Source organism: Candidatus Pelagadaptatus aseana (genome assembly GCF_040362265.1).
Classification (GTDB): Bacteria; Pseudomonadota; Gammaproteobacteria; order Pseudomonadales; family Cellvibrionaceae; genus Pelagadaptatus; species Pelagadaptatus aseana.
The window spans coordinates 106,801-128,636 of the sequence record NZ_BAABNJ010000009.1; the positions used below are offsets into that span (position 1 = coordinate 106,801).

The 21,836-nt window shown below is 55.2% G+C and carries 21 protein-coding genes; 14 read left to right on the forward strand and 7 right to left on the reverse strand.

The features are described 5' to 3' along the window. The first annotated feature begins 19 nt into the window (after nucleotides 1-19). The 4 genes from ACPXV9_RS13910 to ACPXV9_RS13925 all read left to right on the forward strand — a co-directional run bounded on the left by ACPXV9_RS13910 (nucleotide 20) and on the right by ACPXV9_RS13925 (nucleotide 4,137). Nucleotides 20-1,315, forward strand: a complete 1,296-nt coding sequence (locus ACPXV9_RS13910; protein ID WP_423898232.1) for a peptidylprolyl isomerase — start codon at nucleotides 20-22, stop codon at nucleotides 1,313-1,315. Between the two features lie 75 nt (nucleotides 1,316-1,390). Beyond that, the gene (gene pdxA / locus ACPXV9_RS13915) at nucleotides 1,391-2,392 is read left to right on the forward strand and encodes a 4-hydroxythreonine-4-phosphate dehydrogenase PdxA (protein WP_423898235.1); all 1,002 of its coding nucleotides are present in this window, start codon (nucleotides 1,391-1,393) and stop codon (nucleotides 2,390-2,392) included. Between the two features lie 26 nt (nucleotides 2,393-2,418). Continuing rightward, on the forward strand, nucleotides 2,419-3,273 hold the full coding sequence (gene rsmA / locus ACPXV9_RS13920) for a 16S rRNA (adenine(1518)-N(6)/adenine(1519)-N(6))-dimethyltransferase RsmA (RefSeq protein WP_423898238.1): 855 nt from the start codon (nucleotides 2,419-2,421) through the stop codon (nucleotides 3,271-3,273). A gap of 18 nt (nucleotides 3,274-3,291) precedes the next feature. Beyond that, nucleotides 3,292-4,137 carry a symmetrical bis(5'-nucleosyl)-tetraphosphatase gene (locus tag ACPXV9_RS13925; RefSeq protein WP_423898241.1) on the forward strand — a complete coding sequence of 282 codons (846 nt, stop codon included), beginning with the start codon at nucleotides 3,292-3,294 and terminating at the stop codon, nucleotides 4,135-4,137. Here the strand turns inward: ACPXV9_RS13925 and msrA are convergent. Both msrA and ACPXV9_RS13935 read right to left on the reverse strand, forming a co-directional pair. After that, nucleotides 4,134-4,724 (reverse strand): peptide-methionine (S)-S-oxide reductase MsrA, encoded by a 591-nt coding sequence (msrA, locus tag ACPXV9_RS13930; protein ID WP_423898244.1) that lies wholly within the window; start codon nucleotides 4,722-4,724, stop codon nucleotides 4,134-4,136. The two genes, ACPXV9_RS13925 and msrA, sit on opposite strands and share 4 nt — an antisense overlap. Nucleotides 4,725-4,803: 79 nt before the next feature. Further along, a complete protein-coding gene (locus ACPXV9_RS13935) occupies nucleotides 4,804-6,825 on the reverse strand; it encodes a sodium-translocating pyrophosphatase (RefSeq protein WP_423898246.1) in 2,022 nt (673 codons plus the stop codon). Between the two features lie 190 nt (nucleotides 6,826-7,015). Here ACPXV9_RS13935 and ppa point away from each other — a divergent pair, with 190 nt between their 5' ends. Then, the gene (gene ppa, locus ACPXV9_RS13940; RefSeq protein WP_423898248.1) at nucleotides 7,016-7,564 is read left to right on the forward strand and encodes an inorganic diphosphatase; all 549 of its coding nucleotides are present in this window, start codon (nucleotides 7,016-7,018) and stop codon (nucleotides 7,562-7,564) included. A 65-nt stretch (nucleotides 7,565-7,629) separates the two neighbouring features. Here the strand turns inward: ppa and ACPXV9_RS13945 are convergent, their stop codons facing one another. The 4 genes from ACPXV9_RS13945 to ACPXV9_RS13960 all read right to left on the reverse strand — a co-directional run bounded on the left by ACPXV9_RS13945 (nucleotide 7,630) and on the right by ACPXV9_RS13960 (nucleotide 11,072). Then, a complete protein-coding gene (locus tag ACPXV9_RS13945) occupies nucleotides 7,630-8,427 on the reverse strand; it encodes a hypothetical protein (protein ID WP_423898250.1) in 798 nt (265 codons plus the stop codon). Next, a complete protein-coding gene (locus ACPXV9_RS13950; RefSeq protein WP_423898347.1) occupies nucleotides 8,424-9,062 on the reverse strand; it encodes a GGDEF domain-containing protein in 639 nt (212 codons plus the stop codon). The genes ACPXV9_RS13945 and ACPXV9_RS13950 overlap by 4 nt, the downstream gene beginning before the upstream one ends. Nucleotides 9,063-9,453: 391 nt before the next feature. Next, on the reverse strand, nucleotides 9,454-10,293 hold the full coding sequence (cysE, locus tag ACPXV9_RS13955) for a serine O-acetyltransferase (protein ID WP_423898253.1): 840 nt from the start codon (nucleotides 10,291-10,293) through the stop codon (nucleotides 9,454-9,456). A gap of 86 nt (nucleotides 10,294-10,379) precedes the next feature. After that, nucleotides 10,380-11,072 carry a M15 family metallopeptidase gene (locus ACPXV9_RS13960; protein WP_423898255.1) on the reverse strand — a complete coding sequence of 231 codons (693 nt, stop codon included), beginning with the start codon at nucleotides 11,070-11,072 and terminating at the stop codon, nucleotides 10,380-10,382. 123 nt (nucleotides 11,073-11,195) lie between these two features. Between ACPXV9_RS13960 and ACPXV9_RS13965 the strand changes: the two genes are divergently transcribed. From ACPXV9_RS13965 to ACPXV9_RS13975, 3 genes are all read left to right on the forward strand, one after another. Further along, a complete protein-coding gene (locus ACPXV9_RS13965) occupies nucleotides 11,196-11,474 on the forward strand; it encodes a TfoX/Sxy family protein (protein ID WP_423898258.1) in 279 nt (92 codons plus the stop codon). A 123-nt stretch (nucleotides 11,475-11,597) separates the two neighbouring features. After that, a complete protein-coding gene (gene htpX / locus ACPXV9_RS13970) occupies nucleotides 11,598-12,488 on the forward strand; it encodes a protease HtpX (protein WP_423898261.1) in 891 nt (296 codons plus the stop codon). A 5-nt stretch (nucleotides 12,489-12,493) separates the two neighbouring features. Then, nucleotides 12,494-12,811 (forward strand): Rieske (2Fe-2S) protein, encoded by a 318-nt coding sequence (locus ACPXV9_RS13975; RefSeq protein WP_423898262.1) that lies wholly within the window; start codon nucleotides 12,494-12,496, stop codon nucleotides 12,809-12,811. Here the strand turns inward: ACPXV9_RS13975 and sfsA are convergent. Next, nucleotides 12,798-13,541, reverse strand: coding sequence for a DNA/RNA nuclease SfsA (sfsA, locus tag ACPXV9_RS13980; protein WP_423898263.1), 744 nt, complete (start codon nucleotides 13,539-13,541; stop codon nucleotides 12,798-12,800). The genes ACPXV9_RS13975 and sfsA overlap by 14 nt on opposite strands. A 208-nt stretch (nucleotides 13,542-13,749) precedes the next feature. On the opposite strand from sfsA, the gene dksA reads away from it, so the two are divergent. From dksA to pcnB, 6 genes are all read left to right on the forward strand, one after another. Then, nucleotides 13,750-14,193 (forward strand): RNA polymerase-binding protein DksA, encoded by a 444-nt coding sequence (gene dksA / locus ACPXV9_RS13985; RefSeq protein WP_423898265.1) that lies wholly within the window; start codon nucleotides 13,750-13,752, stop codon nucleotides 14,191-14,193. A 14-nt stretch (nucleotides 14,194-14,207) separates the two neighbouring features. Continuing rightward, nucleotides 14,208-15,110, forward strand: a complete 903-nt coding sequence (gluQRS, locus tag ACPXV9_RS13990; RefSeq protein WP_423898267.1) for a tRNA glutamyl-Q(34) synthetase GluQRS — start codon at nucleotides 14,208-14,210, stop codon at nucleotides 15,108-15,110. A gap of 108 nt (nucleotides 15,111-15,218) precedes the next feature. Continuing rightward, on the forward strand, nucleotides 15,219-15,389 hold the full coding sequence (locus tag ACPXV9_RS13995) for a hypothetical protein (RefSeq protein ID WP_423898268.1): 171 nt from the start codon (nucleotides 15,219-15,221) through the stop codon (nucleotides 15,387-15,389). Further along, complete coding sequence (locus tag ACPXV9_RS14000; protein WP_423898269.1) at nucleotides 15,386-18,334, forward strand: ATP-binding protein; 2,949 nt, start codon at nucleotides 15,386-15,388, stop codon at nucleotides 18,332-18,334. The genes ACPXV9_RS13995 and ACPXV9_RS14000 overlap by 4 nt, the downstream gene beginning before the upstream one ends. A gap of 63 nt (nucleotides 18,335-18,397) precedes the next feature. Next, on the forward strand, nucleotides 18,398-19,798 hold the full coding sequence (locus ACPXV9_RS14005) for a sigma-54-dependent transcriptional regulator (RefSeq protein ID WP_423898270.1): 1,401 nt from the start codon (nucleotides 18,398-18,400) through the stop codon (nucleotides 19,796-19,798). A gap of 673 nt (nucleotides 19,799-20,471) precedes the next feature. Beyond that, nucleotides 20,472-21,824 carry a polynucleotide adenylyltransferase PcnB gene (gene pcnB / locus ACPXV9_RS14010; RefSeq protein ID WP_423898273.1) on the forward strand — a complete coding sequence of 451 codons (1,353 nt, stop codon included), beginning with the start codon at nucleotides 20,472-20,474 and terminating at the stop codon, nucleotides 21,822-21,824. Nucleotides 21,825-21,836 lie beyond the last annotated feature (12 nt).

A 21,836-nucleotide genomic window follows, 5' to 3' on the forward strand; every position in this document is an offset into this window, starting at 1 on the left:
ACGAAGTATTGATTACCCAATGAAACAGACTCTACTGAAATCCCTTTGCAAAACCCTGTGTGCCGGCTCGCTGCTGTTAAGCAGCCTGCTGCACGCCGAAACCATTCCCCTGGATAAAGTCATCGCCGTTGTGGATGATGACGTCATCATGGCCAGCGAGATTCACCAACGAGTACAGATGGTAACCTCGCAACTGCGTGCCAAGGGCACCCAACTGCCCCCCATGAACGTCATCCAGCGACAGGTTCTCGATCAGCTGATTCTTGAGTCCCTGCAACTGCAACTTGGCGACCGCGCCGGGGTCACCGTTTCTGAAGCCGAAATCGATCAACAGATCCAGCGCATTAAAGACTCCAATAACCTCAGCGATGACGCCTTTCGCGAGCAACTGGTTCGTGACGGCATCAGCTACACGGCCCTGCGCGACCAACTGCGCCGCGACATTATCATCGATCAGGTCCAGCGCGGCAGCGTCAACCGTCGCATCAAGATTTCCGAACAGGAAGTAAAGAACTTCCTGAAATCCAAGCAGGGGCAATTCTGGGCCTCTCCGGATTACAACCTCGGTCATCTGATCATTCACGTCCCCTCGACTGCAACCACAGCCGAGCAGCAAGCACTGCAGGACAAGGTTGAAGACATTCACCGCCGCCTGCTGGCTGGCGAAGACTTCCGCACCCTGGCGATCAGCGAATCCAAAGGTCGCGACGCCCTGAAAGGCGGTGACATGGGCTGGCGCAAACTGTCCCAGCTCCCAGACCTGATTGCCGAAGGGCTCAAGGGCGTGAAGAAAGGCGAGATCACCCAGCCGCTGCGCAGTGGCGCCGGGTTCCATATTTTGAAGGTCTACGACACCCGCGGCAGCAGTGAAAAGGTCATCGACCAAGCCAAGGTTCGCCACATTCTGCTGGAGACCAACGCCATCCTGAACGACCAACAGGCCGAAGCCAAGCTGACGGAAATTCGCCAGGAAATCCTCGACGGCGCCGATTTTGCCGAACTGGCGCGCGAACATTCTGATGACACAGGCACCGTACTCAATGGCGGCGACCTGGGCTGGTCACTGCCAGGAAAATTCGTTCCCGAATTTGAAAGAACCATCGAAGCAACCGCCACCGGCAAAATCAGCCTGCCGTTCCGCAGCCAGTTTGGTTGGCACATTCTGACCGTGGATGAACGCCGCAGTCAGGACATGAGCGAACAGGTGCGCATCAATCAGGCCACTCGCATGCTGCGCAACCGCCGCTTTGAAGAAGAGCGGGTCAACTGGTTACAGGATATTCACCGCAAAGCATTTATTGATATTCGCTCCTGACCAGATCAGATCGATTAAAGGCAGCCACAGGCTGCCTTTTTTGGCTTAACGATTGCGACATGATTGAGGCACCCGATGTCGACACCGAGACTCGCCTACACCCCCGGAGAACCCGCCGGCATTGGTCCGGACCTGATCCTGCAACTGGCACAGCAGGGCTTTGATGCCGAGATTGTTACCATCACAGATCCGGCGCTGTTGCACGACAGGGCTCAATTACTTGGGCTAGACATTGAACTGACACCGTTCGACCCGCAGCAACCGGCCAGACCGCTGGCACCGGGTGAGCTGAGATACCTGCCACTGCCTCTGGCCGCCCCTGCCGCACCGGGGCAACTCAATCCGGCCAACGCCCGCTACGTTCTCGAAAGCCTCAACCTGGCCATTGATGGCTGTGTCGATGGCACGTTTGACGGCTATGTCACCGGCCCGGCACACAAGGGCGTCATCAATGAGGCCGGCATACCCTTCAGCGGCCACACCGAATATCTGGCCGAGCGCACCCATACCAAGCGAGTGGTGATGATGCTCGCTACCGAGGGGCTGCGGGTGGCACTGGCCACCACCCACCTGCCCCTGAAAGACGTCGCCGGCGCCATCACCAGAGCCGGTCTGACCGAGGTAATCACCATCCTGCACCGCGATCTGGTGGATCATTTCGGTATTGCCAAGCCAAAGATTCTTGTCTGCGGCCTCAACCCCCACGCCGGAGAAGGCGGCCACATGGGGCGAGAAGAAATCGACACCATCGAGCCGACTCTGACCGAGTTGATTGGGCAGGGCATCAACCTGATCGGCCCCCTGCCCGCTGACACCCTGTTTACCCCAAAAGTACTTGAGGGCGCGGATGCGGTGCTCGCCATGTACCACGATCAGGGCCTGCCGGTACTGAAATTCAAAGGCTTTGGCGAGGCTGTCAATATCACCCTTGGGCTGCCCATCATTCGCACCTCGGTGGATCACGGTACCGCACTGGATTTGGCCGGAAGCGGAAAAGCCGATGGCGGCAGCCTGCTAACCGCATTAAAATATGCCATGAATATGGTCAACGCCCGCAAGGCTCTGAACGACCTCTAAACCTATCGCTACCGAGCAACCCATCTATGGCGAAACATTTTGCCTCAAAGCCAGCAGCCAAAAAGTCATCGGCTCAAGGCCTCAATGAGCACCGTGCGCGCAAGCGCTTCGGCCAGAACTTCCTCGAAGACGACGGCATTATCCGCCGCATCATCAAATGCATAAGCCCAAAAGCCGAAGACAACCTTGTGGAGATCGGCCCGGGCAAGGGCGCCATCACCCAGCATCTGCTGGAGGCCTGCCCCACCCTTCAGGTGGTAGAGCTCGATCGCGATCTTATTCCGGTGCTGCTGTCGCAATTTATTGCCCGCTATCCCGACTTCAGCATCCATCAGCAGGATGCCTTGAAGTTCGATTTCAGCAGTCTGCTGGGAGAGCCGGCCAACCCCCTGCGGATTGTTGGCAACCTGCCTTACAACATTTCGACGCCACTGATCTTTCACCTGCTCAGCTACCATGGCCAGGTGCGCGACATGCACTTTATGCTGCAAAAAGAAGTGGTGGATCGCATGGCCGCACAACCTGAGGAAAAAGCCTATGGGCGTCTGGGCATCATGGTGCAATATTACTGTCGAGTGGAAAATCTGTTTGACGTCCCCCCCGAGAGCTTTAATCCCAGGCCCAAAGTCGACTCCGCCATTGTACGCCTGACACCTTATGAGCAACTGCCAGTGGTTGCCAAAGATGTGAAAACGCTGGAAAAGCTGGTCAACACCGCCTTTCAACAGCGCCGTAAAACTCTGCGCAATTCGCTCAAACAATTGATGCCGGCAGCCGCCATTGAGGCTCTGGATGTGGACACCGGCGTTCGCCCGGAAAATATCAGTCTGGCAGAGTACGTTCGTCTCAGCGACGCACTGTTTGAACTGGAACAAGGATAGAGAAGGAAGAACCCATAAATGGCGACCTATGCCGTTGGCGATATTCAGGGGTGCCTGACCCCGCTGCAATGCCTGCTGGAAAAAGTGGCATTCAACCCGGAAAAAGACCGTCTCTGGGTCGCCGGTGATCTGGTGAATCGCGGCCCGGATTCGCTGGGCACACTGCGCTACCTCTACAACATGCGCGCCTGCCTGACCGTGGTATTGGGCAATCACGACCTGCATTTGCTGGCAGTCGCCCATCACCAGCGCGCCCTGAACCGACAGGATACGCTGGACGAAATCCTAGACGCCCCCGATGGCAAAGAGTTACTCGAGTGGCTGCGCCAGCAACCCCTGGTGCACCATGATTCGGAACTGGGCTTCACCATGGTTCACGCCGGCATTCCCCCGCAATGGGATATCCGTAAGGCACTGAAACGCTCAAGGCGAGTAGAAAAATATCTGCAGGGGCCGAAATTCAAACGCTTCCTGCGGGAGATGTACGGCAACCATCCGAGCAAGTGGCGCAGTACCCTGCACGGGATGAAGCGACTGCGAGTGATCACCAACTACTTTACCCGCATGCGTCTGTGTACCGCCGATGGCCGCCTCGACCTGAGTCACAAGGGATCGCCAAAAAATGCCCCCAAGGGCTACGCCCCCTGGTTTGAGCACAAAAAACGCAAGACCCGCAAAGACAAAATCATTTTTGGCCACTGGGCCGCTCTCGAAGGCCAAACCGGCACCAAGAATATCTACGCTCTGGATACCGGCTGCGTATGGGGCGGCAAGCTGACCATGATGCGCCTCGAAGATGAAGTCTTGTTCAGCTGCGACAGCGACGCCACTTTAGCGCCCCCGACAAGCCCGGATACAGCCTAACGGGACTGATCACCCCAGACCTGATTGAGGCGTTGATCACGACCACAGTTGTGGCGATAGAACTTATAACGCAGCGGGTTTTTCTGATAGTAGTCCTGGTGGTAGTCTTCGGCCGGGTAAAAAACCGCAAAATCTTCTATCGGCACGACGATCTTGCCTGCCACATCCAGCTGCGCACGACTGGCTTCCGCTTGCTGCTTTTGCTCTTCGCTGTGAGCAAAAATGACCGGCCGATAGCTCCAACCCCGATCACAGAACTGCCCTTTGCTGTCGAGCGGATCGATATTTACCCAGTAGACCTCCAGCAATTGGCTGAAACTGATTTTGGCCGGGTCATAAGCCACCTGCACCACTTCGGTATGACCGGTGTCACTAGTGACAACCTGCTTGTAGGTGGGATTAACCACATGGCCACCACTGAAGCCTGAGGTGGTACTAATGACCCCGTCAAGCTTGTCAAAAGGTGGCTCCATACACCAGAAACAACCGCCACCAAAGGTCGCCAGAGCGGTCTTAGGGGGTTCGGCAACAGCAGTCGCAGACAACAGTAGCAACAGATTAAGCAAGACAGCGGGGATGAACTTCATAGGGCTATACCGTTATTTTATTTTTGGTAATGCCTATGACCCATCCCCACCTGATTGGTTTCGCCTGATACCGGAAAAATCAGGACAACAGCGGCGCGATCACCAGACTGACGATCGCCATCACATTGATCAGAATATTCATGGCCGGGCCACTGGTGTCCTTGAACGGATCGCCCATGGTATCGCCGACAACGACCGCCTTGTGAACTTCCGACCCCTTGCCACCGAGATTGCCTTTTTCCACATATTTCTTGGCGTTATCCCAGGCACCACCAGCATTGGCCATGGTCAGCGCCAACAGCACACAACTGATCAGAGCGCCACCGAGCATGCCTCCGAGAGCCGCCGGGCCAATCCCAAAGCCCACCACCACAGGGGCAAACACCGCCAGCGCACCGGGCAACACCATCCGCTTGAGCGCCGCCTGGGTGGCAATGTCCACACAGCGGCCACTGTCAGGCTTGGCCTTGCCTTCCATCAATCCGGGAATTTCATGAAACTGGCGACGAATTTCCTTGATCATATCAAAGGCCGCATCGCCCACAGCGCGCATGGTAATGGCACTGACCAGAAACGGGAAAATACCACCCAGAAACATGCCCATCAGCACCAGCGGATTATTGATCTCCAGCGAGAAATCACTGACGTGCAGGGAAACCGTTTCAATGTAGGCCGCGATAATGGCCAGTGCGGCCAATCCGGCTGCACCAATCGCGAAGCCCTTGCCAATGGCCGCCGTGGTATTACCCACTTCATCCAGACTGTCGGTGATATTGCGGGTCTCTTCACCCAACTCAGCCATCTCGGCGATCCCCCCGGCGTTATCCGCCACCGGGCCATAGGCATCAATCGCCATGGTAATGCCGACAGTCGCCAGCATGCCTACGGCGGCTATGCCGACGCCGTAAACACCAGCGCCTTCGGGCAGTAAGGCACTGGTCGCAAAAATAATACCGGCAATCACCAGCACCGGAATCACCACCGACTCCATACCGATCGCCAACCCGGCAATCATCACCGTCGCCGGCCCGGTTTCACCTCCCTCAGCAATGGTTCTGACAGGTTTACCCCCGGTGTAGTACTCGGTTACCAGACCAATCAAGGCGCCACCAACGGCCCCACAAACCACACACCACCAGACATTGGCATGAATCCCAAGACTGTCGATCACCAGCCAGGCTGCAGCAATAAAGATTGCCGAGGCACCGATAGTGCCTATCCGCAGCGCCACCTCGGGAGATTTTGCCGCCGACATTTTCACCAACGCAATACCGGCAATGGAGCACAACAAACCAATGGATGCGAGCGCCAGTGGCGCGAACATCAATTCGCTGCGCTCAGCACCCAACTGCTGCAATGCAACCAGACTCATGGTGGATGCGATGGCAATGGTGGCGATCATGGAGCCGCAGTAGGACTCAAAGATATCTGATCCCATACCCGCCACATCTCCGACATTGTCACCAACGTTATCGGCGATTACGCCAGGATTGCGTGGATCATCTTCGGGAATGCCTGCCTCAACCTTGCCCACCAGATCGGCACCGACATCGGCACTCTTGGTAAAGATACCGCCGCCGACACGAGAGAACAGCGCCACCGTCGAGGCGCCCATGCCAAAGCCATGAATGGCCTCGGCGTGTTCCGGATCACCACCAAACAGCAGATACAGGCTGCCCAGACCAAGCAGGCCCATGGAAGCCACCACCAGCCCCATAATGGAGCCACCAAAGAAGGCCACACTGAGCGCCTCAGCGGCACCACTGTCTGCCGCTGCCACAGTGGTTCGCACATTGGCCTGAGTCGCGGTGTACATACCAATGTAACCGGCCAATGCTGAGCTTAATGCACCCACAATAAAGGCCACCGGCGTGTGCCAGCTCTGAAAACCGATAAACAAGAGGATCACCAGCACCGCAGCAAACGCAAACAGGATGGTGTATTCGCGCTTCATAAACACCAGCGCCCCCTGATGGATGGCATCGGCAATCTCGGTCACCAGACCTTCACCCGCAGGGTGTTTTTTGACAATCCGATAAATAACAAAGGCGGCACACAGGCCCACCACCCCCAACAGGGGCGGCAACAGCAACATATCCATAATCACTCCCAAGTATCATTATTATTTGGGGGGCAACGACATCTTGATCCCTACCAAGAGTCTAGACTATGAATCTGGGCCCGTAGACGTTGGGCAATGCCGGGCAGACTCACACCAAGGTCGAAATTGAGGTCGACCACATTTGTGATAGAATTGCGGCCTTTCTAAAATCAGCCATGGAATCAGTCATATGAGCCTGCATGAAGTACCCTCCGGCAAGAACCTGCCAGAAGAAATCAACGTTATCATCGAGATCCCCCTGAACGGTGATCCCATCAAATACGAAGTGGACAAAGATTCTGGTGCCATCTTCGTTGATCGCATGCTGGGTACCGCCATGCACTACCCATGTAACTACGGTTATGTTCCCCACACCCTGTGCGGTGACGGTGACCCGGTAGACGTTCTGGTTATCATGCCTCTGGCTCTGATCCCTGGCTCTGTTATTCGCTGCCGCCCAATCGGCGTTCTGCAAATGACCGATGAATCCGGTGAAGATGCCAAGGTTGTAGCGGTACCAGTAGACAAGATCACACCGCTGTACACCGGTGTTGAGTCTGTTCGCGATCTGCCTGAAATCACCCTGAACCAAATTGCCCACTTCTTTGAGCACTACAAAGACCTGGAAGCTGGCAAGTGGGTTAAGATCAACGGCTGGGGCGGCCCTCAGGATGCGCGTCAGGAAATCATGGATTCCGTTGAGCGCTTCAACAACGCCGAAGACAAGCCTCACTTCTGAGTGCGCGCTTCGTGGTGATACAAAAAAGGGGCTGTTAGCCCCTTTTTTATTGCCTTGCCGTTACCTCATTCTTCCAGCTCAATACCGGAAGTATCGGGCGGCGGCGGTGGGGCGGACGGTTTGATTTGTCCCATGTCACTGCCGGGCTCGGCCAGATCGATGGCCGACAGGTCCAGCTCCAATTCTACAAAGGCCTGCTTCTCCTCAGCGGCAAGCAAGTCTTCACCCACTTCACCCAGACTCAGATCACTGACATCCACGTCCACCACCGGCAGCTCGGCTATTTCTCCGGCATCGAGCAGGTTGCCTCCGGACTCTCTCAAACTGATATCCGATACATCCACCTCGACCGGCTGAACTTGCGAACGCTCATCGGGGCGCAACACATCGGCGCCCACCGGAGCCAAGCTCAAACCCGATGGATCACTCTCCTCTGACGCCCTGCTACTGGCAGCCTCTTCCTCCGCCTGGCGCTGCAACTCCTGTTCGGCCAAACGCTCAGCCATGGACTTGCGCGGCGCCTGCGCTTGAGGTGTAGTAACGGGCGTTTGCGGTGTGGCAACGGCACTGGTTGCAGCAGGTGTCGCTCGGCGCGGAGCTGGTTTACGGGCCTGACGCTCAGCCAGCTTACCCGCTTCCATCAACTGCACATCGGCACCGGCCTGATTCAACGCCGCCACGTATTTATCCGCCACGGCCTTTTCCAGATTGCGCTTTAATGGCACCGCACCGCCGGCAAACAGACCATTGATTTTGGCTTCATCGGCTTTGAACAACTGCCCCAGACGCTGTTTCACCTCAACCAGATTTTTGCCGGGTAAAATGTCGCCACGAAACACAATATCGAATAGGGGTGTGGTCACGACATCACTCCTTTTACCTGATTGCGCCCCGCGTGCTTGGCATCATAGAGGGCTTTATCCGCCCGCCGAAACAGTGTTTCAGCCACATCGCCCTCCAGATTGGCACTGACGCCAACCGAGACCGTCACAGGATCCAGAGTTTGCTGATTATCACCCACAATCAAACGGGTTTTGGAAATACTGGCGACAATACTGCGTGCCAGACTCATGCCGCCGTCAAAATCGGTTTCCGGCAGGATAATGGCAAACTCTTCACCGCCATAGCGGGCCAGAAGATCGCGCCCCTTGATCATCTTCTTCAACATCAACGCAACAAAGCGCAACACCTTGTCGCCAACCAAATGACCATGGGTATCATTGAATTTCTTAAACTCATCGATATCCACCAGCAGCAGACAACAATTGTCTTCTGTGCTTTGGGCCTCGAATAGGTGCTCGCGGAATAATTGATCGAAAGCCCGGCGATTGGCGACACCGGTCAACGGATCTTCCAGGGCGTGCTTTTCCAATTCGCCAAAGGCAGTCCTAAGCTCGGCCAGCTCCCGCTGCATTTTATCCAGTTCCTGCTTCGACGATGCGGCATTCTGACGAGCCTTCTCCGAGGCGTCGGCCAACAACGTCACCAGCATTTTCATGTCTTCGGCGTTGGGTATCTCATCGAGCTTTTGACCGCAGCTAGTCAGGACTGCATCGTAGGCATCCAGCTCTTCACTGAACTCGCCCACCACTTTATTGGAGAGCTGCTCGATCAAGTGACCAATGGCCTCGCGCAGCAAATCCAGCTGGCGTCGATCGGAATCGATAAAATAGCAGGTATAAAGTTGCTCACAGAGTTCTTCAGAAAAAGCTATCTGGCGGGCCAGCAATTTATCGAGTTCTTTCGATAGCTGCGGCACACTGCCTTCAAGATGGTGATACCAAACCGTCAGATTCTGGGGCGTTGGCGCAATCTTTAACGGCCTCATTTGCTCCATAGCGCGCTCCACCAACTGAGCCGCTAAAGCAATGCGATTGTCACTCATCTGTTTAATCCTTTAAATCCTGATCCATATCCAATGCCGGACTGTCACAACTTGGTCTGCCCACAATGCGCGCCGGCACACCGGCAACCGTGCTGTGGGACGGCACAGATTCGAGCACCACACTGCCACCACCAATTTTGACTCCGTCACCAACCGTAATATTGCCGAGCACTTTGGCACCGACACTGATCAGGACGCCATTGCCAATGGTGGGATGACGCTTACCGGCAGCACAACCCGAACCTCCCAAAGTCACCCCGTGTAACATCGACACATCGTTGCCCAGCACGGCGGTTTCACCGATCACCACGCCAGTGGCATGATCGATCATGATGCCGCTGCCTATCCGGGCGCCCGGGTGAATATCCACCGAAAATGACTGGGATATCTGATTCTGAAAGTACATGGCCAAAGGTTTGCGCTGATTACGCCACAGCCAGTGACTGACACGATAAGCCTGCAGCGAGTGATAACCCTTGAAATAGAGAAACGGCATGATGTACTTGTCACAGGCCGGGTCGCGATCGTAGTAGGCCAGCAAATCCGCACGCATCGCCTGACCAATTGCCGGGTCGGACGCAAGTGCCTCTTCAAAGACTTCGCGTATGGTCATCGCTGGCACCGTATTGCTGCCCAGCAAATTGGCTAACTGGTAACTGATGGCCGCTTCAAAGTTGCTGTGATTGAGAACCGCGGCGTGGTAATAGCTGGCCAGCACCGGTTCCGACTCGCTGCCCTCGCGGGCCTCCCGGCGTAACCGTTGCCATACGTTGTCTTCGACGCTGTCACCAGCGGTATTTTCTGTAGTCAGTACCGAGGCCGGCACTGCAATTTCGGGTTTCATGCTTATCCTTTATGAGCAATTACTGCGCCCTTGGCGCTGCATTACACCGCCACTATTGTGTCTATTATAGGGCTCTCACCACAGGTTCAACAAAGAGAAATGTAGCGTTCAAATATTTCACGAGCGTGATTATCCAGCAGATGGTTCAGGGGCAAGTTGTTTTCAGACAACAGGCGCTGAAACAACTCGAAATCGTAGGCCTGCTGTAGCGAATCTGCCAGAGGGTAATAACTGATGTGCCAGGGTTCTGGAGCTACTCCACCGCGATCAAGGGCATAGGGGCGACAAAAATCTTCTCCACCCTCCCCTTTGAGGTATTCACCCAGCCAACAGTGAAACTCCGCCAGAGGACCACCCGCCACGCACTCAGCGGCAGTAAGCTGTAAGGCCAGCCCCTGTTTACGCAGTGCATCGGCGGCAAACACATCCAGATCAGTACCCCAGTGATGACGGGAAGCACCGGGAATGGCCGACCAGCGCAATAGCGCCCAAAGCGCTTCGGTTTCTGACAGGTGATTGATATCCAACGGCTGCTCATCGGCATCCAGCAGCGGCCGGCGGCCGGCCAGCTTATCCTGCCAAATCACCAGCTGGCGCTGATAACTGCGATAACCACTGGCAACAGCCAGTTCAAACCCCGCCTCGGCTGCAGCCTCGCGCATGCGCTGCAAGGGGGCGACAACATCACGATGAACCAGATGACCACTCCAGCAGGGACATAACGGCGATTCGTCTCGCCCGGTTAAAAAATCATAACGGACACTGGAGGCGTTTTTCATAAGCCAATATCAACTCTGGGGACATTGCACAGGCCTCTCAGTGTACTATACTGGATCGGCCTGATATTCCTTTTAGGCCTAACAATACAATAAATATAATAATTTTTGCGGGGATCTTGCTGGATGACCCAGTCACAAAGCGATTTGCTGGAGCTTAAGAATCTTGGCGCAGCGAGCGTGAATATATTGCACGCCATCGGCATCAACAACTACGAAGACCTGAAGAGCACCGGCTCGGTCGAGGCCTACACCAAAATCAAAAATCGGGGCATCAATGTCTCCAAGGTCATGCTTTACGCACTGGAAGGGGCCCTGCTCAATGTTCCCTGGAATGAACTCGATAGCACCATCAAGCAAGAACTGGTGGATCAGGCCAACAAGCGACTGGAACAGGCATCCTGAAACAGGGTGCGCCACATTCTTTGCTTTTATTCACACAAATTTCTCACCCCAGCAATTGAATTTTGCCGTTTAGCGCGCATCATATAAGCCATTACTGAAGCCAAAATTCATAAGGAGCTTATTGTGTTGCGTATCGGTCTGTTTCTGTTAACCAACCTCGCGGTAATACTGATGGCCAGCATCACCCTCAATATTTTGGGGGTTGGTTCCTATCTGGACGCCAGCGGTTCCGGCTTGAACCTTAACAATTTGCTGGTGTTCTGTGCCGTCTTTGGTTTTAGCGGCTCGATTATTTCGCTGCTGCTGTCAAAGACCATGGCCAAGATGAGCACCCGCACCCAGATCATTACTCAGCCCAGAAGTGCCGACGAGAAATGGCTGGTAGACACCGTTGCCGATCTCGCGCAAAAGGCCGGCATTGGCATGCCAGAAGTGGGGGTTTTTCCCGCTCAGGAATCCAATGCTTTCGCCACAGGCTGGAACCGCAATAATGCTCTGGTGGCCGTCAGCCTTGGGTTGCTGCAGCGTTTTGACAAAGAAGAAATTCGTGCGGTACTGGCCCACGAAATCGGTCACGTTGCCAACGGTGACATGATCACCCTGTCACTGATTCAGGGCGTGGTTAACACCTTTGTGATGTTCTTTGCCCGCATCATCGGTCACACCATTGATCGCGCCGTATTCAAAAACGATCAGGGTCACGGTTTTGCCTATTACATCAGCGTATTTGTCGCCGAAATGGTGTTGGGCCTGCTGGCCTCGATTATCGTTATGCGCTTCTCCCGCTACCGAGAATTTCGCGCCGACCACGCAGGCGCCGAGCTGGCTGGCCGGGGTGCGATGATCCGCGCTCTGCAGCGTCTGAAAATGGAAGTGGATGCCAAGGTGCCAAGCTCCATGCCCGACAGCATCTATGCCTTCGGCATCAGTGGCGGCTTCAAGGAGAGAATGAGTGACCTGTTTGCCAGCCACCCACCGCTGGAGCGCCGCATCGAAGCGCTGCAGCAGGGTTGAGCACAGTGCAACTGTGCGAGCTTGAAGACCTGATCAATCACCACAGCAAAGGCTTTGTGGTGAACGATCAGGCTCTGTTTGTGGTACGAAAAAATGACAAGGTGTTTGCCTACAAGAATCACTGCCCCCATTTGGGAATTCAATTGAACTGGCAAGAAGACAGCTTTCTCACCTATGAAAAAGAACTGATTCAGTGCTCAACCCACGGAGCGCTGTTCAACATTCACAACGGCTTGTGTGTCGCCGGCCCCTGCAGCGGCCAATCTCTGGAAGCCATCCCCGTCACCATTGATCAGGGCAAAGTGCTGATCACTCTGGCGTAGTCGAAACCGGCAACTCGGTATCCAGTACAATCTCCTCGGCGCTGATGCGGGCGCGGTAAGCATAGACCTCAACCCCATCCGCCACAGCCTGATAAAAAGCCTCGGCATAGTCAGGATCAATATCTACCGCCGGAGCCACGCTCTCAATCCCGGTGTGCTGTACACAAAAGAGCAAAACGGCCCGATGCCCCTGTTGCACCATCAGGGACAACTCGCGCAAATGTTTGGTCCCTCGGGTGCTGACCGAGTCCGGGAACAACCCCTGACCACCGTCCTGACAGAGAGTGACATTTTTGACTTCGACGTAGCACTGCTCATGCCGGTCATCGACGTCACGCGCCAGCAGCATATCAATGCGACTGCGTTCATCGCCGTAACGCACCTCCGTGCGCAGACTGGAATAGCCCTGTAACTGGGCAATAATCCCCGATTCTACCGCCTCGACCACCAAGCCATTGGCCCGCCCGGTATTGATACCGGCCAAATCACCGGCAGGGGTGGTGGCGATCTCCCAGGTGCAGGGGTATTTGCGTTTAGGATTGTCGGAGCGGGAAAACCAGCAGGGCTCCCCTTCGGCCAGACAAGCCTTCATGGAGCCGGTATTGGGGCAGTGAATGGTCATCTCCGAGCCATCGGGCAGACGCACATCAGCCAGAAAACGTTTGTAGCGTTTCAGTAAAATTCCCCGTTCCAGGGCGGGCTCGATTTTCACAACTGAATCCTCGGTCATATCAAGTGGTTGACAGCAGGCTCGAAGCGGCGCAGTATCCGCGCCCAAATAAAAAGTGGGAACCATAAAACAGTGGCAGCCCCCCAGCAGATCTGTTAGCTTTTTACAGTTAACCCGACCAGGCTTATAACCTTACGAGACCAGTCGGCTGCGGATTTGATCATTAAGCACCACCAGACGCAACTCCAATATAGAGGCGACAAGAACAATGCCGAAGAGCGCTAAGAAAAACGACCCTATCACCCTGCGGGACTTCACTCCTTATAAAGAGAAGAAGGGTGAAGAGTATATGAACGACAACCAGAAGGAACACTTCAAGGCCCTGTTGTTCAGCTGGAAAAAAGAACTGATGGAAGAAGTTGATCGCACCGTATCTCATATGAAAGATGAGGCCGCCAACTTTCCCGACCCTGCCGACCGCGCCAGCCAGGAAGAAGAGTTCAGTTTGGAATTGCGCACCCGCGACCGCGAGCGCAAGCTGATCAAAAAAATCGACAGCACTCTGGAGCTGATTGAGAACGACGACTACGGCTGGTGTGACACCTGCGGTGTTGAAATCGGCATTCGTCGACTGGAAGCCCGCCCGACAGCCACTCAATGCATCGACTGCAAAACCCTCGACGAGATCAAGGAAAAACAGCTGGGCGGCTAAGCCTTCTGGCCGTCATGATCGAGCCCCCCGACTCGACCCATCGCCCGGCCTACACCGGGCGTTTTGCCCCTTCCCCTACCGGCAAACTCCATCAAGGCTCATTGCTCGCCGCTCTGGCCAGCTATTTAGACGCGCGTCACCATCAGGGGCGCTGGCTGGTTCGCATGGAAGATCTCGATCCTCCCCGCGAACAGCCAGGGGCCGCAACCGCCATTTTGCAATCGCTGGAAGCCCACGGCCTCTTCTGGGATGGACCCGTGCTGTTTCAGAGCCAGCGCCTGGATGATTATCAAGAGATCCTCAACCAGCTCCAGCAACAGGGTCTGACCTACCCATGCAACTGCAATCGCCAGCGCATGAAAAACCTCAACGGCATTTATGACGGCCACTGCCGGACATTTCCCGCCGACCGACCGCCATTCGCTACCCGGCTATGCACAGAGGACAGGGACATCCGCTTTGACGACCTGTTTCAAGGTCCGCAACAACAAAACCTTGCTCGCGAAGTGGGAGATTTTGTGATTCACCGCAAAGACGGCCTGTTTGCCTATCAACTGGCCGTTAGCGTCGACGACACCCACCAGAACATCTCCCATGTGATTCGCGGCTGCGATCTGCTGGATTCCACCCCCAGACAACTGAGGCTGTTCGAACTGCTCAATACCGAACCACCCACTTATGGTCATTTGCCGGTTATCGTTAACAGCGAAGGCCAAAAGCTCAGCAAACAGACCTTTGCCAAACCCCTCGACAACCGCACCGCTGCGGATAATTTACTGCTGGCACTTAAGCAGCTGGGCATACCAGCCCCCGGGGACCTGATCGGCGCAGACTGCAACACTCTGCTACTCTGGGCCACACCCCATTGGCAAAGGGCCAAGGTGCCGCAAGGCCAGACCATTGCGGCACAGTCCTGATGCCTTCGCCCGCGACTCCCAACCACCTCGGGTAAAGCCAAGCGATGGCAACAGCCAAAAGACTTGAGTAAGATTCGCACTTCGAATTCTGGGCCAGCCGGCAACACTATGAATAATCAAAGGCTATTGATTGTAGCGATGCTGATCGTCTACATCTTTTCGCCAATCATCTTTAACTGGATCGTCAATCCCGCAGGCAATTGGTATCGCCCTTACATCATCTGGGTATTACTGATTGCAGTTGCTTTTGTCCTGCAGCTGCAGCGGAGCAGGAAATGACCTTCAGCATTACTGAAATCAGTGTTCTGGGTATTCTGTACACGGCCGCGTTGTTTTTGATTGCCTTTTTGACCGACCGAGGCGTGTTCCCGGAGCGATGGTCTCGCCACCCCCTGATCTATATCCTCTCCACTGGCGTGGTCATCAGTGCCTGGGCCTATTATGGCGTGGTCGATCTGGCATTTCAGTTTGGCTATGGCTCTCTGGCTTACTATCTGGGCTCTTGCGCGCTGTTTCTATTTGCGCCAGTGGTGCTGCTGCCGCTGGTGCAACTGGCGCGACGCTTCCAGCTACGATCACTGGCCGATCTGATGGTGTTTCGCTACCACAGTCAGGCAGCCGGAGCTCTGACCGCAATCTGCCTGCTGGTTGCCTCCCTGCCCATTATCGCCCTGCAAATTCAAGCGGTCGCCGATACCGTGCAAATCATGACGGCCAATAAAACCGCCCATATATTTGCCATGGAGTTGCCCTTTCGCGACGTGGTAGCCATTGGCTACTGCGCCATCCTAGCCATGTTCACGGTAATCTATGGCCACAACACCCGCAGCGAAAACAGCCTGATGCTGGCCATGGCCGCGGAATCCCTGATCAAAGTCATCGCTCTGGGGGCCGTGGGACTGGCCGCCATCTACTATGTCTTTGGTGATCTGCAATCACTTGATCAGTGGCTTTTAGACAACCCCAATCAATTTGATATTTTGCACCAGGCGGCCAGAGATTCCTCCAGCCACGCATTACTGGTGGTCTTTTGCGCCTCAGCCGTCACCCTGCCGCAACTGTTTCATATGGCATCGCTCAAATCGGAGCCCGGCGAAGTCACCGCCACTCTGAGCTGGGGTTTCCCGCTGATGTTGCTGTTTCTGGCCCTGCCCATCTTCCCGATCATGTGGGCCGGCTTCGAGCTGGGTACGCCCTTGCCTCCCCAGTATTTCACCATCGGTGTGCCGCTGATGCTGGAATCCAAAGCCCTCAGCATTCTCGCCTTTCTCGGCGGCATCTCTGCGGCGACCGGCGCCCTGATGGCGATCACCATTCACCTCAGCACCATGCTGATGAATCACTGGGTACTGCCCTTCACCCCCATCCGCCATGGCCGCCTGCATCGTCAGCTGCAGCTGACCCACAGCGTCGTCGCCATTACCCTGTTTGCTGCCGGCTACGGTTTCTATCGTCTGCTCGCCAACAACTACAGTCTCACTGACATGGCCCTGATGTACTTTATTGGCACCCTGCAGTTTCTGCCCGGCATCTTTTCTGTGTCGTTCTGGCCCGGCAACAACAGCAAAGGGTTTATGGCCGGCCTGACAGCGGGCATCGCCATCTGGGCCATTGGCATGCTGCTGCCGGCAATCACCGGTGCGGATCGCATTCCCGCCGAATTGCTGGGCCACGAGATTCAGCTCGGTGTCGAAAACTGGCAGACCATCACCCTGTGGTCCCTGACCCTGAACATTATCCTGATGTTTATCGTGTCTTCCGTGTCCGACACCAGCGAAGAAGAACGCTACAGCGCGGAACTGTGTACCGATGACGAATTAAGCCACCCGCTGAGGCGGGTGCTGAGCCTTCACAGCGTCCAGGATTTTGTCGATCAGCTGGCACAATCGCTCGGTGACAAAGACGCCAATCTGGAAGTCATGCGCGCCCTGGAAGATCTCAAACTGTCTCCCAGCGAACGCCGCCCCTACGCCCTGAGACGCCTGCGCGACCAACTGGAAATCAACCTTTCCGGGCTGATGGGTACCACCATGGCTACGGAACTGGTGAACCGCCACATCCCCTACAGCCTGCCCGAGGGCAAAGGCAGCACCGACATCAATCTGATTGAATCGCGCCTGTCCGAGTACCGCAACCAACTGACCGGTATGGCGGCGGAACTCGACGACCTGCGATTATTCCACCGCAACACATTGGAGCGCCTGCCCTTGGCAACCTGCTCACTGGGCCGCGACACCGAGATCCTGATGTGGAACCGGGCCATGGAAAAGCTCACCGGTATTTCCGCGGAAGCCACCATCGGCTCGAGCCTTGAGAGCCTGCCGTCACCATGGAACCAACTGATCAGCGACTTTACCGAATCTCCCTCAGATCACGAGCACAATCGTCAGGTCAGCATTGCCGGCAACAAGCACTGGCTAAGTCTGCACAAGGCGAATATCCGCACCCCGGCCAACAGCGGCGATGACAATCAGGTCATCCTGCTGGAAGACACCACCGAAATCCAACGACTGGAGCAGGAGCTGATTCACAGCGAACGACTGGCGTCCATCGGTCGATTGGCCGCCGGGGTGGCACATGAAATCGGCAATCCGGTCACGGGCATCGCCTGCCTTGCGCAAAACCTCAAATACGAAACCGAGACAGACGACATTCAGGAAACCTCGGCCCAGATCGTCGGCCAAACCGAGCGCATCAGCCGTATCGTTCAGTCTCTGGTGACCTTTTCCCATTCCGGGCAACACTCCGACACCCAGCTTGAAAGTGTCACCCTGCGCCACTGCGCAGAGGAAGCCATCCAATTGCTGTCACTGGACAAAAACAAGACTCAGGTGCTGTACATCAACAACATTGATCCGGAGCACCGCATTACCGGTGATTCCCAGAGGTTGATTCAGGTATTTATCAACCTGCTGTCCAATGCCCGGGACGCCAGCAACGAAGGAGATCGCGTCACGGTCGCCTCGGAACTGCAGCCGCCATACACTGTGCTTGAGATTACCGACGAAGGCAGTGGTATCAGCGAAGAACAGCAACCTCAGGTGTTCGAGCCTTTCTTTACCAGCAAGGAACCGGGGGAAGGCACCGGCCTGGGCCTGGCAATGGTGTACAGTATCGCCGAACAGCATAAAGCCCATATTGAAATCGACAGCCCGCCACCGGGACAAACACAGGGCACCCGATTCACCATCAAATTTCCATTGTTACCTGTAACAACCTCTTGAAAGTAACACCCTCACAGGTAACACTTACCATAGGTAACAAACAGCAAAGATATCGGCACCAGCATGAGCAAAATACTGATCGTTGAAGACGAAGACATCATTCGCACCGCACTGCGCAAATTACTTGAGCGCAACGGCTTTGATGTCCGTGAGGCGGCCTCGGTTACCGAAGCCACCAGCAAACACAACTTCAGCGATTACAATCTGATCATCAGCGACCTGCGCCTCCCGGGGGCCCCCGGCACAGATCTGATAGAACTGGCCGGCCAGATTCCGGTACTGATCATGACCAGCTACGCCAGCTTGCGCTCGGCGGTGGACTCCATGCGCCTCGGCGCTGTCGACTACATTGCCAAACCCTTCGATCACGAAGAGATGATCAGCGCAGTCAAACGGGTGCTCAGTAAAGCGCGAACCGTGGCCAGACAGGCCCCGGAGCAACCGCCCAAAGCCAAGGCGCCCGGCATGATCGGTGACAGCCCTGCCATGCAAAAGCTCTACAGCCGCATCCACAAAGTTGCCCCCACCAGTGCCTCGGTACTGATCCATGGTGAAACCGGTACCGGTAAGGAACTGGCGGCCAAGGCCCTGCATCAGGAGAGCCCGCGCAGTTCGAATCCCATGATATCGGTGAACTGCGCCGCCATTCCCGAAACCCTGATCGAATCCGAACTGTTTGGTCACGAAAAAGGGGCTTTTACCGGGGCAGCCAGTCAGCGCGAGGGCCTGATTGCAGCGGCCGACGGAGGCACTCTGTTTCTCGATGAAATTGGTGAATTGCCGCTGGAAGCTCAGGCCCGACTGCTCCGGGTGCTACAGGAAGGCGAAGTGCGCCCCATCGGCTCGATTGAATCGAGAAAAGTGGATGTGCGCTTGGTAGCAGCCACTCACCGCGACCTGCATAAACTCTGTAAAGAAGGCAAGTTCCGGGAAGACCTCTACTACCGCATTAACGTCCTGCAACTCACTTTGACGCCCCTGCGCGATCGTGGCAAAGACATTCTGGCGCTCACCACCAACCTTCTGCAGCGCTACTGCGAAGAGATGGGCAAACCAAGCCTGCAATTATCACCGGAAGCCATTCAGGCCATCACCACCTATACCTGGCCCGGCAATGTCCGGGAACTGGAAAACGCGATTCAGCGTGCCGTGATCCTCTGTGAAGATGAACGTGAAATCAGCCACGACCTGCTGGATATCGAACTGGACCTGATCAATCTCAGGGAGGCCGGCATCGAGCCCAATAACGCTCGACAGCAGCTCGACAGCCTCAGCTCGGAAAGCACCGATCCCGCCGAAGATCTGTCATTGGAGGACTACTTCCAGCGTTTTGTTCTGGAAAATCAGGACACCATGAGCGAGACCGAACTGGCGCGCAAACTGGGCGTCAGCCGCAAATGCCTCTGGGAAAGACGCCAGCGCCTTGGCATTCCGAGAAAGAAAAGTTCTGCCAAAAACGCCTGATCGCGGGTCATCCTGTATCGGGCTCCCCTTCGAATTGATAGCGCCTTGCTGTATTTCCGCCCCCGTTTGGTGCCTCGTCCATCTGTTACCCGTTACCCTCGTAACAGGCGCACACAAAGTGTTACCCCAATCACACATTCGTAACGATTTACGACACAATAAGTAACGGGTTTTAATAGCAAATCCAAATAAAAACACCCAAAGAAAATATAACCCATTGATAAATAAGACATTTTAAAAGTTGGCACGCGGACTGCTATATAGATCCGCATAATAAGAACAACAAATAATAAAAACGAAATAAAACAATAATAAAAAAGCTTTAATTGACAATAATAATAAAAACAAAACTACAAAAATAATAAAAACCAAAAACTTGAATAATAAAAATAGTTATTAGAGTTACTTAAAAATAACAAATACGTAACAACTGACTAATTAGAGTTTGCCGGAGAAGCGAACGCTTGCGACTGCAACGTTCAGGCTGCTCAAAATTCTATCAACGGGAAGGCCTTGGCCTTCCCGTTTTGCTTTCTGGCCCACCTGTAACATTCCACCTCGCAAACACCCCATTTTTGATCGACCCATGGTAAACTTCGGGCCTTTCATTCACAGCCACTAACCACGGTTCGGCCCACGATCAATCCACCGAGGCCGGAGAAAAGATAACATCATGCTAAAAAAGCTGGCCAGCTACTTCTCAAAATCCGCCCCCAAAGTCAGACTGAATATCATTCCGCGCGAAAAGCACAATATTTCACGCCGAAACATCAGTAAATCCGCCCTGAAGGTTATGCAACGCCTGAATCAGTCAGGCCATGAGGCCTATCTGGTCGGTGGCGGGGTCAGAGACATTCTGCTCGGAGGCCACCCCAAAGACTTTGACGTAGCCACCGACGCCACACCGGAGCAGGTCAAACAGCTATTTCGCAACTCGCGCATCATCGGCCGTCGCTTCAAAATTGTGCATGTGCGCTTTGGCCGTGAAATCATCGAGGTTACCACCTTTCGCGCCCATCACCATGAAGACGCCGGCAAGGCCAAAGCCTCTCGCTCCGAGTCCGGCATGCTGCTGCGCGACAACGTCTATGGCGATATCCGCTCTGACGCCGTGCGTCGCGATTTCACTGTCAACGCCCTCTACTACACCAGCGAAAATTTCTCGGTATACGATTTCACCGGCGGTATGCAGGACATTGCCCGACGCAAGATACGGATCATCGGCAATCCCGGTGAGCGCTACAAAGAAGACCCGGTTCGCATGCTACGCGCCGTGCGTTTTGCCGCCAAGCTGGATTTCCATATCGACCCAGCCACAGCCAAACCCATCCTGCAGCTGGGCGAGCTACTGCATAACATTCCAGCCGCACGGCGCTTCGATGAAACCCTGAAGCTGTTTATGGGCGGCTATGGCCGCGCCTGCCTCAAGGGCCTGCAGGACTACAAGCTGCTGCAATACCTGATTCCGTCAGCAGCCGAAGCATTGGACAAGGACCAGCCCTTTGCCTTTGATCTGATCGATCAGGCCATGGCCAACACCGATAAGCGCATCAAACGGGAACTTCGAGTGACACCGGCGTTTATCTTTGCCGCCATGCTCTGGCCTGCGGTACAGCAGAAGGAGCAACAATTAAAGGATAAAGGCGAACACCCCGCCCGAGCTCACCAGCTTGCGGCCCAGAAGGCCATCAGCGCTCAGATCCAAGCCACCGCCATACCCAAACGCTTCACCCAAAGCATGCGGGAAATCTGGGAGTTGCAGTACCGACTGGAAAAACCCCAGGGTGTACGCTCATTAAAAGTCATGGAACACCCCCGCTTCCGCGCCGCCTATGATTTCCTGCTATTGCGTGAGCAAGCCGGCGAACCACTGAACAAGATGGGGGATTGGTGGACCAAACTGCAGGAGGCCCCTGCAGAAGAGCGCGAACAAATGGCATCACAACTCAAGGGCAGCGGCGGCAACAAGCGACGTCGCCCACGCCGGCGCAAAACCAACACCAAGCAACAGCCCAGCAATCACTGACAGCCATCAACC

Bases quoted from the DNA above. Each gene is read 5' to 3' on its own strand.
- msrA (WP_423898244.1), bottom strand. From the start codon at position 4,724: ATGAAGTTCATCCCCGCTGTCTTGCTTAATCTGTTGCTACTGTTGTCT.
- ACPXV9_RS13960 (WP_423898255.1), bottom strand. From the start codon at position 11,072: ATGAAAAACGCCTCCAGTGTCCGTTATGATTTTTTAACCGGGCGAGAC.
- ppa (WP_423898248.1), top strand. From the start codon at position 7,016: ATGAGCCTGCATGAAGTACCCTCCGGCAAGAACCTGCCAGAAGAAATC.
- ACPXV9_RS13995 (WP_423898268.1), top strand. From the start codon at position 15,219: ATGAATAATCAAAGGCTATTGATTGTAGCGATGCTGATCGTCTACATC.
- ACPXV9_RS13965 (WP_423898258.1), top strand. From the start codon at position 11,196: ATGACCCAGTCACAAAGCGATTTGCTGGAGCTTAAGAATCTTGGCGCA.
- ACPXV9_RS13925 (WP_423898241.1), top strand. From the start codon at position 3,292: ATGGCGACCTATGCCGTTGGCGATATTCAGGGGTGCCTGACCCCGCTG.
- ACPXV9_RS13910 (WP_423898232.1), top strand. From the start codon at position 20: ATGAAACAGACTCTACTGAAATCCCTTTGCAAAACCCTGTGTGCCGGC.
- gluQRS (WP_423898267.1), top strand. From the start codon at position 14,208: ATGATCGAGCCCCCCGACTCGACCCATCGCCCGGCCTACACCGGGCGT.
- rsmA (WP_423898238.1), top strand. From the start codon at position 2,419: ATGGCGAAACATTTTGCCTCAAAGCCAGCAGCCAAAAAGTCATCGGCT.
- ACPXV9_RS14005 (WP_423898270.1), top strand. From the start codon at position 18,398: ATGAGCAAAATACTGATCGTTGAAGACGAAGACATCATTCGCACCGCA.
- ACPXV9_RS13935 (WP_423898246.1), bottom strand. From the start codon at position 6,825: ATGGATATGTTGCTGTTGCCGCCCCTGTTGGGGGTGGTGGGCCTGTGT.
- sfsA (WP_423898263.1), bottom strand. From the start codon at position 13,541: ATGACCGAGGATTCAGTTGTGAAAATCGAGCCCGCCCTGGAACGGGGA.
- pcnB (WP_423898273.1), top strand. From the start codon at position 20,472: ATGCTAAAAAAGCTGGCCAGCTACTTCTCAAAATCCGCCCCCAAAGTC.
- pdxA (WP_423898235.1), top strand. From the start codon at position 1,391: ATGTCGACACCGAGACTCGCCTACACCCCCGGAGAACCCGCCGGCATT.
- ACPXV9_RS14000 (WP_423898269.1), top strand. From the start codon at position 15,386: ATGACCTTCAGCATTACTGAAATCAGTGTTCTGGGTATTCTGTACACG.
- cysE (WP_423898253.1), bottom strand. From the start codon at position 10,293: ATGAAACCCGAAATTGCAGTGCCGGCCTCGGTACTGACTACAGAAAAT.
- dksA (WP_423898265.1), top strand. From the start codon at position 13,750: ATGCCGAAGAGCGCTAAGAAAAACGACCCTATCACCCTGCGGGACTTC.
- ACPXV9_RS13950 (WP_423898347.1), bottom strand. From the start codon at position 9,062: ATGAAAATGCTGGTGACGTTGTTGGCCGACGCCTCGGAGAAGGCTCGT.